Source organism: Dietzia sp. DQ12-76 (genome assembly GCF_014145045.1).
Lineage (GTDB): Bacteria > Actinomycetota > Actinomycetes > Mycobacteriales > Mycobacteriaceae > Dietzia.
The window spans coordinates 1-2,159 of the sequence record NZ_JAALDV010000473.1 but is presented as its reverse complement, the minus strand read 5'-3'; the positions used below and the strand labels follow the sequence as shown (position 1 = coordinate 2,159).

The window sequence follows — 2,159 nt, the reverse complement described above, 5'->3', positions numbered from 1 at the left end:
TCCAGCCGGTCGCGGCGGGTGAGGTCGGCGAGATCTGCGTGCGCCTGCCCAGCCCCAACGCGTTCCTGCGCTACTGGAACGCGCCCGACAAGACCGCGGAGAAGACCGCCGGTGGAGTGCTGCACACCGGGGATCTGGCGCGGGTCGACGAGAGGGGGAGCTTCTGGTTCTCCGGCCGCAACGACGACCTGATCTCCTCGTCCGGCTACCGCGTGGGCCCCGGCGAGATCGAGGACCAGATCCTGCGCCACAGTGGGGTCGGGATGGTGGCCGTGATCGGCGTGCCGGACGAGCTGCGCGGAGAGGCGATCGTCGCGTACGTCGTCCCCGCCGAGGGGACCAGCGGCACCGACGAGTTGGCCCGCGAGATCCAGGCCCTGGTCAAGGAGCGACTCGCCTTCTACCAGTACCCGCGGGAGGTGCGGTTCCTCGACGAGCTCCCCACCACCAACACCGGAAAGATCCGCCGCGCCGCGCTGCGTAACGACCACAACCGACCGACCCCTGAGGATCCCTCATGAACAACCCCGTCGTCATAGGCGTCGTGCTCGCCTATTTCGTGCTCATGTTCGCCATCGGCGCGTGGGCCAACACCAAGATGAAGTCGGCCAAGGAGTTCCTCGTCGCGGGGCAGTCCCTGGGCTTCTTCGTCATGGCCATCGCCAGCTTCTCCTCCATCCAGTCCGGCTGGGGCATGGTCGGCGGAACCGGCCAGACCTACGCCTGGGGCCTGCAGGCGCTCATCGCCGTGGGGCTGCTCGCGCCCTTCGGCTTCGCCGTCGCCTGGTTCCTGCTGGGCAGCCGTCTCAACTGGATCGGCAAGAAGCACCGCGTCTACTCGGTGCCCGACCTCATCCGGGTCCGGTTCCAGGACCGGACCTCACACGCCACCATGTCGGTCGCGATCTTCATCGCCTCGATCGCGTACATGACCGCCCAGGTCACCTCGATCGGCGTGATCATCTCGCTGCTGCTGGGCACCTCGATCCCCACCAGCGTGTGGATCGGATCGATGGTCGTGGCCGCGTACACGATGGCCGGCGGCATGCTCGCGGCCGTGTGGACCGACCTCGTGCAGGGCGTGCTCATGGTGGTCATGTCCGTGGGGCTGTTCTTCTTCGCCGTCCAGGTGGCCGGCGGCTGGCTCCCCATGCTCGACACCATCTCGGCAGGCCGCGCGGAGATGCTCTCGATCGACGGCGTCCAGGCGCCGACCTACATCTTCGCCTTCGGGCTGTTGATCTTCGTAGGCGCCGTGGGCCAGCCGCAGCTGCTCACCAAGTTCCTCATGCTCCGCGACATGACCCAGCTCAAGTGGGGTGCGGCCGTGGCGGGCATCGCCTACGCCATCACCACCCTGTTCTCCGTCGGCATCGGCCTGGCCACCCGCTCCATGACCCTCACCGGCGACGCGCCCGAGCTCGAGAACATCGACGACACCGCCATCTGGTTCCTCGACTCGGTGACCAACCCGATCGTCGGCGGCATCGCGCTGACCGGCCTGCTGGCGGCCATCATGTCCTCGGCCTCGAGCTTCATCACCATCGGCGCGTCGTCGATGATGCGCGACCTGCCCGGCGCCTTCGGCATCAAGGTGGTCCGCGAGCTGCTGTGGAGCCGGATCGCGAGCCTCACCCTGGTGGTGCTGTCGGTCCTGCTCACCCTGTTCCTCTCGCAGGTGGTGTTCCTGCTCGGCGCGCTGGGCTGGGCCGCCTTCGCCGCCGCGATCGTCGGGCCGGTGGTCATGTCCATCTACTGGCATCGCGCCACGGCCACCGCCGCGACCGTGACAGTGGCGTTCGCGATCCTCGGCAACATGATCATCACCTCCCTGGCCGCGCGGGACATCATCTCCGTTCCCGCGTTCATGCAGGTCGGCGGCATCTCGCTGCTCGTGTCGATAGTGCTGTTCTACGTGGTGTCGCTGATGACCACCAACCGGCACCCCGACGCCACCCTGGAGTTCCTCTACGGCGGCCGGAGTTCCGTGACCGACCCGCGGCTCAGCGGCGGGGCCGCCCCGACTGCGGACACCACCACCGCGGCGTCCCAGGCCGGCTCGACCGCAGCGTCCCGTCGGGCCACCTCCACCGCAGTGTCCTCCCGGGCTGCCTCCACCGAAAGGAACGACCATGTCTGATCACGCTTCTGATCCCGCT

2 protein-coding genes are annotated in these 2,159 nt (G+C 68.1%); both read left to right on the top strand.

Features of this window, described 5'->3' with window-relative positions; genetic code table 11:
• Positions 1-521, top strand: a 521-nt coding sequence (locus G6019_RS15050) for an AMP-binding enzyme (RefSeq protein ID WP_182612166.1), incomplete at its 5' end; no start/stop codon positions are given.
• On the top strand, positions 518-2,140 hold the full coding sequence (locus G6019_RS15045; protein WP_182612165.1) for a sodium:solute symporter family protein: 1,623 nt from the start codon (positions 518-520) through the stop codon (positions 2,138-2,140). The genes G6019_RS15050 and G6019_RS15045, both read left to right, overlap by 4 nt.
• The last annotated feature ends 19 nt before the right edge of the window (positions 2,141-2,159 follow it).